Source organism: Streptomyces sp. SID3343 (assembly GCF_009865215.1).
Classification (GTDB): Bacteria; Actinomycetota; Actinomycetes; order Streptomycetales; family Streptomycetaceae; genus Embleya.
In genome coordinates, this window is record NZ_WWJX01001250.1 from 1 (window position 1) to 7,258 (window position 7,258).

At 70.9% G+C, this 7,258-nt stretch carries 3 protein-coding genes and 1 pseudogene; all 4 read right to left on the reverse strand.

The window, feature by feature from the left end:
• Positions 1 to 679, reverse strand: a pseudogene (locus GT354_RS39065) (cytochrome P450); the annotation flags it as partial.
• 46 nt (positions 680 to 725) lie between these two features.
• Entirely contained in the window at positions 726 to 2,351 is a 1,626-nt protein-coding gene (locus GT354_RS39070; protein WP_161361110.1) for an FAD-dependent monooxygenase, read from the reverse strand.
• Between the two features lie 119 nt (positions 2,352 to 2,470).
• The gene (locus GT354_RS39075) at positions 2,471 to 5,698 is read right to left on the reverse strand and encodes a ferritin-like domain-containing protein (protein ID WP_161361111.1); all 3,228 of its coding nucleotides are present in this window, start codon (positions 5,696 to 5,698) and stop codon (positions 2,471 to 2,473) included.
• A complete protein-coding gene (locus GT354_RS39080; protein WP_237535045.1) occupies positions 5,695 to 7,221 on the reverse strand; it encodes an NAD(P)/FAD-dependent oxidoreductase in 1,527 nt (508 codons plus the stop codon). Before GT354_RS39080 ends, GT354_RS39075 begins: the two co-directional genes overlap by 4 nt.
• Positions 7,222 to 7,258 lie beyond the last annotated feature (37 nt).

Below are 7,258 nucleotides of genomic sequence, written 5' to 3' on the forward strand. Positions count from 1 at the left end.
ACCAGGCGGCCTGTTCGCGGAAGAACGCCCCGAGTTCGCGGGCCGCGGTGTCGGCGCGCGTGCGGCCCGGACCGCCGCTGCCGGCGGCGCGCGAACTGCTCGCCTCCTGGAGCCGGACCGAGCGTTCGCGCAACCAGTCGCGGTGACACCGCGGCACCCCGAGCAGTTCGCAGATCACCATGACCGGATACGGCGCGGCGAACTCCTCCACCAGGTCGACGACTTCCCTGCCCCGCAGGTCCGCGAGCAGTTCGTCGGCGATCTCCTTCATCCGCTCGCGCAGGCCGAGCACCACCCTGGGGGTGAACTCCCGGCTCAGCAGCGACCGCAGCGTGGTGTGCCGGGGCGGGTCCAGGAACACGAGCCAGTTTTGGATCATGGTCCGGAGGGCGTGATGGGGGCCCGCCGGCACCGGCGCCGAGGGCGGCGCGGTGTTCGCCCCGCCGGTCGCCGCGATGCTCGACGCGACCTCCGCGCTGCGCCCGAACCCCGATCCGGTCAATACCGTGACGACGTCGTCGTAGCCGAAGACGTAGTGCGTGTCGGGCTCGCCCGGCGGCCCCGGCACGCGGTGCACGGAGGAACGCTCCCGGTAGCGCCGGTAGACGGGGTACGGATCGGCGAGGTCTTCGGCGGCCCAGCCGCGTAGGCCGAACGGCGGCAGTTCGTCGGGTTTCATGGTGGGTTCCTGCCTTTCGGATGGTTTCGCGGCCGCCCCGAAGGGCTCACAGCGCCCCGCGCACCGTGTCCGCGAGGGCGCCGGGGTCGGCCGGCAGTTCGTCGCCACGCCACGCCACGTGTCCGTCCGGCCGGACCAGGACGAAGGGGCGTCGGTAGACGGCGGCCACCTCGGGGTCACGGCACACGGTGACGCCCAGGGGCACTCGCCGTTCGGCGAAGGCCCGTTCGTACCCGTCGCAGCGCGCGTCGGCGGGCGTTCCCCCCGGTTCGGCGAAGCACAGCAGTCGAAAGCCGTCGCCGAACAGGTCGAGGGTCGAGACTCCCGGCCGAAGCCAAGCGTGCGGGGCACGGGATCCGGGTTTGCTGTTGGGCCGTTGCTCGCTCTCGTCGGTGAGCGGCGGGCAGGTCTCGGGGACGATGACGGGTGAGGTGTATCGGTATCCCATGTGGATCATCGGCGCGTCGAACTCGCGTCGGATTCCGCTGCGTTCGAGTCGATCGGCCATCGCGACCCGGGCCCGTTCACCCGCCGGTGTGTCCTCGTGCAGGTCGTCGGGGATGGACCGGCTCATCGTGCGCACGAGGTTGCGGTTGGCCTCTTCGACGGCCTGTTCGGCGACGGGCCGCCGTTCAGCGCGGTAGGTGTCGAGGAGCGCCGGGCCCGCCCAGCCGGCGAGTTCGGCGGCGAGCTTCCAGCCCAGGTCGGCGGCGCCGGCGATGCCGGTGTTCATGCCGAATCCGCCTGACGGGGACAGGGTGTGCGCGGCGTCGCCGACGAGGAAGACCCGCCCGTCGCGAAACTCCTCCGCCACCCGATGCGTCAGGTGCCAGCGGTGATCCGACAGCACCTCGATCGGTGTGTCGACGGCGAGCGCCCGTTCGATCAGGGTCTGCGCGGGTTGCGCCGCCTCCGGGCCGCCGTCGAGACGGACCGACAGCCGGAACAGTCCTCGGCCGTCCATCGCCCGCATCGGAAAGCGCAGCGAGTCGGACAGCAGGAGGAAGTAGAACAGCGCGAGACCCGTGCCGAGGCGGCGGCCGAGATCGGGCGCCCGGAACAGGATGTTGCGGAACACCTGGGTGGGGTGGCGCGCGGGGGCGGTGATGTCGCACGACTTGCGAATGGACGACGAAGCGCCGTCGGACCCCACGAGATAGCGAGCCCGGACGGTGGTCGCGGCCCCGCTCGCCTGGTCGGTGATCTCGGCGACGACCCCGTCGGCGTCCTGCCGGAAGCCGTCGAGTCGGTGACCCAGGTGCAGCGGGCCGGCGTCCGGGGCCCGGCCCACCGCGTCGGCGAGCAGCGGGGCGAGCCAGTGTTGCGGGCAGATCTCGTCGGGTTCCGGCGTGTGGGTGAAGGGCCGCCGGGTCTCACTGGTGCCGACGGGCAATCGGTACACCTCGTGCGCCCCGACCCGGGTGACCCACACGCTGTCGAGCGTATGGTCGCGGGGCCAGCCCGCCTGGCGGATCCGGTTCGCGACACCCCACCGGCGGAAGAACTCCATGGACCTGGGGCCGATGTTGCTCACCTTGGGGTGGGACACCGATCCGTCGCCGGCCTCGATGACGATGTGGTCCACGCCTCGCGATCGAAGGTCCAGGGCCAGCGCCATGCCGACCGGGCCGCCGCCGACGACGAGTACGTCGGTGTGCCGTACGGGATTCATCGGTCTCACCTTCCTGTCACTGTGCAGCAGGTCTGTCACTGCGACACGGGTCTGTCACTGCGGATCGAGTCGGTTGCGGAGGGATCGCCTCGGTCACGGTGGAGCGTGTGGTTTGTGGTTCAGTACCTCCGGAACCGGTCGGCCAGGAACGCGAGCGTCTCGCCCACCCGGTCCGGGACGAGCGGTTGCCGTCGGGCGGCCTGCGCGAGTTCGGTGAACTGCACGGCGAACGCGCGCCGGGCGACGTCCGGACGGGCGACGGCCTGCGGTGTCTCGCCGAGGTCGAACGGCGCTCCCGCGGTTCTGCCCGGAACCCCCGACGGCAGCACCGCCAAGAGCTCGGCCAGCGGCTGGAGCACACCGTTCATGACGTCGATCGAGCCGTTCATCAGTTCCGATCGCCGCAGGCTCGCGTCCGGGCTCTCGCCGAAGTGCTGGACCATGAGTTTGGCCATCATGCGATAGGACCCGTTGCACAGTCGGGCCACCTCCCGGGCCGTCGGCGCGACGACGACCTGTCGGTTGCCGTTGCCTTGGGCCAGGGTCGGGTTGCGCAGCACCGGGTAGGCGAGGTCGGGGGCGGGCCGGTGGCCGGCGGGTCGGTTCAGGCGCATGGTCATCAGCAGGTCGGACATCCGCACGAAGGCGTCGTGGTGCGACTCCTCGGCGCCGGGCGGCGTCGTCGTCGGGGACGGGGCCCGGCCTTCGCCCTGTTCGCTGATGACGTCGATCGCGAACTGGGCGCTGGAGACGTCGTCGACCTCCAGTTGGTAGTCGGGGTGCACGGTGTCGACCGACTCCCGCAGGAATACGTGGTGTTCGCCGCCGCCTCGCCCCCGGTCCACCAGGAACAGGTTCGGGATTCGGGCGAGTGCGTCCCGGACATCGGCGTACATCTCGCTCAGCGAGGCGTACGGGTGGCCGGGGCGGCTCGCGCTCGCGCCGCCGAGGTCGCCGTAGCCGACGCCGTCGAGGAGCCGGCCGGGTCGCTCGATGGCGATGAAACGTTGCACGCTGCCGACGTCGAGGGCTTCGAGGGAGAAGTCGAGGGGGACCCGCAGTTCCCGGTCGAGGTCGGCGAAGTCGATCGCGGGGAAGTGGAACGGCTCGCCGAGCGCCATGAGGATGTTGTTGACGACGAGGAAATGGATCATCTCCTCGCGGGCCACTCGCAACAGCGTGCTGCGGATGCCGTCGTCGAGGGTTTCCCCACCGTCACCGCAGACCGTCGCGAGCCGCTCGGGCGTCCAGGCCCCTCGCCGCACGTATTCGAGGCCGGCGCCGTGCAGCGGCAACGAGTAGGCGGCGTACAGGTATTGGAGGGTGACGGCGAGTTCGATCATGGCGGCGTGCCGCAGCGTCGACACAAGATCCTCGCGCGTGCGGATGCCCGGGGTGGTGCGCGCCGGGGCCGCCCCGACGGTGAGCACGTCGTCGGGGGTGCTCCGCTCCCGCAGGTAGGCCAGCAGCATCCGGGCCTTGGGCCCGGAGAGGTCGCGGGTGGGCGGCATGTAGTACGTCTTCGCCTTGTTCCTCGGGTCGCACATCTGCCAGATGAGCCGGGCGTAGGTGTCCACCCGGAATCGGTCCGCCATGCTGAAGACCTCGTCCCGCATGAACGAGAACGCGAGTTCGTAGAAGGCGAAGACCTCCGCGTAGACGAGGTCGAACGTCACCCGCTCGTGCGGTACGGCGTCGAGGTGTCGGTCGTCGGGCAGTACGCGCACCGACACGTGTCCGGTGCCTGCCCAATAGCCGAGCCGGTCCTCGTTGTCGTAGCCCGCACCGGCGGATCCGGGCAGCGACGGATCGACGGGCGGATCGATCCCGGGCGGCGACAGCAGGATGCGGGCGCAGCCGGGTCGGGCGCCGCGCACGACGAAGGCGCCTCGACCTCGGCCGTCGGTACGCACGGCGCACTCGGGTCCCCACGCGACTGCGGCCCCCCGCGGGCCGGCGCCGTCGGGGCGCACCTGCACGACGACGACATCGGTGCCGCGCGCGTGCGGCGAGGAAGCCGCGTCGTCACCGGGTAGGGCGCGCGGGTTGTAGAACTGTCGGACCCGGACGGCGTCGACGGGGCCGGGACGCCCGCGGACCAGGGAGCGGATCACCACCCGTACGTCTTGGGACTCGTCGTGCTCTCCGTCGGGGTGCTCCAGGATCACACACGCGTCGTCCGCCTGAACGTTGATCTCCTGCTCGCGCAACACCGGGATCCGGGTGCCGTCGCCGCGTCGCCGCACCAGGCACAACGCCTCGTGCTCGGCGGTGTCCGATCCGGGTGGGCGGGGCACCGCCACCACGCCGCCGTCGGGCGCCGTCGCGTCGGCGCCCGCGCCGCCGGGGAGTTCGGCGATCAGACGATCGCCGGGGGTCGTGCGCAGTTCCCACGCTTCGCCTTCGGTGTCGCCGTGGTCGGCTGCTCCCACCGACCCGGCGATCAGGTTGAAGGTGACGTGGGTGGGGCTCACGTCGACGGTGAGTCGGCGCGGGATCGGGTGGGGGTGGGCGTCGGCCGGCCCCGGTGCGGTGAGCAGCCGTCCGGCGGGGTAGGAGCGGGGTTCCGCCTCGCGCCACGGCGCGACGGTGCCGCGAAGTCGCCAGGGCGTGGGTGCTTCGGGAGGGGGCGGCGTCGAGCCCCGGTACAGCGCGAACTGGACGACGAGGCCGTCCGTTCCCGCGCTCGCCACCACATCGCGCAGGTGGGCCACGGCGGGCGAGCCGGGCCGCTCCTCCAGCCAGTGCATGGCCTCGTCGCCGGCGACGACGAACTGGTGCACGGTCGACACCGGCAGGCGCGAGGCCGTCACCGTGTCGGTGTCGGGCCGCGCGGCGTCGAAGACCTGCCACCGCGGCGGCTGGAACCCCTCGACATCACCGGTGAACGCGTAGCCGACGTCGTGCGATCGCCCGTGTCGGCCGAAGCCGAACCGGCCGATCATCAAGGTCGTGGTCCAGTTCGAGGACGGATCGACGTCGAACACCCTGGCCCGGTTGGCCGTGGTGGCGAAGTACTCGTTGTAGTGGCCCCACATGTCGACGCTGCGGCCGACCACGGGATCGTCGGTGATCACCGTCCCCGGTAAGCGTTCCGCGCCGACCACGAAGGCCTCGACGCCGAAGTGGCCGCTGCCGCCGAAGGTCGTGCCCGCGCCGGCGTCCGGCCCCATGGCGTGCAGGATCTCGTGATACTCGCTCGCCGGTCGGTCCGTGGGGAAAGGCCGGCCGTCGGGGGTCAGGGCGATGTTGCCGGCGAGGTCCACCAGGCCGCTGCGCGGGCCGGTGGGCAGGTGTGTGGTGGCGGTTCCGGCGAAGTGCAGACGAGGGAGATCGAAGACGCTCATGCCGGTTTCTCCGACACGGCGGCGCACTCCTCGGCGACGGCCGACGCGTCCGGGCCCGGTTCGTGGAAAGCGATCGCTCGAACCGCGTTGTCGGCCGACTCGATGGCGCCCTCGATCCAGGCGGGATACGTGGAGCAGTGTTCGCCGGCGAAGAACAGCCGTCCCTGCGGGCGGGCCGCCGAGCGCCGTTCGCTCTCGCAGGTCGAGATGTCCTTGCCCCAACGGACGGCCGCCGCCCCCAGACTCGACGGCGCGTCGCCCCACACCTGGTCCGCGACCCCCATGATCATCCCCGACTTGCGCAACTGCGGGTGTACCGCCGCCAGTTCGTTCAGCACCACGCCCAGCCGCGCGGACCGCCCGAGCCGGCCCAGGACGTCGGCGTCGTCGCCGATCGTGTAGCTGGCGAGCAGGGCCGCGCCCAGGCGGGGATCGCCTTCGGCCGCGGGGTAGTAGGTCTGCCGGATCAGTCCGCCGGTGAAGGAGGCTCCGCCGGTGATGCCTTCCTTCTCCCAGAAGGCGGTGCGGCAGTGCAGCGCGACCTTGGTGGCGGACCAGTACTTCATGTCGTGCACGATCGCCGACTTCTCGTCGTCGAAGCCCACCAGGTCCATGGTCCGCAGCACGGTGAACGGCACGGTGCACAGCACGTAGTCGCAGCTCTTGGTGATCGTTCCGAAACCGCGGCGGATCCGCAGGGCGACCTCACGGTCGCGCACCTCGATCCCCACCACTTCCTGACCGCGGCGGATCGGCCCGCGGATCCGGTCGCGCAGTTGGTGCACGAGCTGGTCCATCCCACCGCGCAGGCAGATCAGGCGGGCACTGGTCTCGTTGACGATGTCCTCGACGAAGCGGTACAGCCGCCCGGTGCAGCCGGCCTGGATCTGCGGATGGTCGGCGAACAGGGAGTGCAGGTCGATCCGGTCCCGGCGGGGGCCGTACACGTACGGCGCGACGTCGATGCCCTCGACCAGCGCGAGGATCTCCCGATCGAGCCCGTCACCGATGCCGGCCCGAAACGCGCCGGGCGCGATGGCGTTGACCCGCACACCCAGCCAGGCGCCGAAAAGCACCGTCGCGTCGTCGTAGTCGCCGCCCGACAAGCGCGAGCGCAGGTCCGAGACCAGCGCGGGCGCGGCGTCCCCGACGCGCTGATGGCCGGATCCGGTTCGCAGATACGCGTTGTCGTCCTCGAACAGCGTCCTGAACTCGCGGACTCGACTCGTGAGGCCGAGTTCGCGGATGTATCGCATGGTCCGGTGATGGGTGATCGGCACCCGCATGGCACCGAGTTCGACGCACGGGCCCGGCCGGCCGGGCAGGAATCGGTGGGTGCGGATCCTGCCACCGAGTTCCAATCGCCCTTCCAACACCTCGACGCTGTGGCCCAGACGTTCGAGTTCGTACGCGGCCACGAGACCGGATATACCGGCGCCGACGACGGTGATCCGCTTCTTCCATCGGTTCTCGAACGAGACATGTTTTCCGGGGCTTGGCAGCGGTGTTTCGAGCATTCGCATCCACTTCCTCGCTCATTTCGCCGCCCATTGTGTATAG

Coding starts and splice junctions, on each gene's coding strand:
- GT354_RS39070 (WP_161361110.1), bottom strand. CDS start 2,351: ATGAATCCCGTACGGCACACCGACGTACTCGTCGTCGGCGGCGGCCCG.
- GT354_RS39075 (WP_161361111.1), bottom strand. CDS start 5,698: ATGAGCGTCTTCGATCTCCCTCGTCTGCACTTCGCCGGAACCGCCACC.
- GT354_RS39080 (WP_237535045.1), bottom strand. CDS start 7,221: ATGCGAATGCTCGAAACACCGCTGCCAAGCCCCGGAAAACATGTCTCG.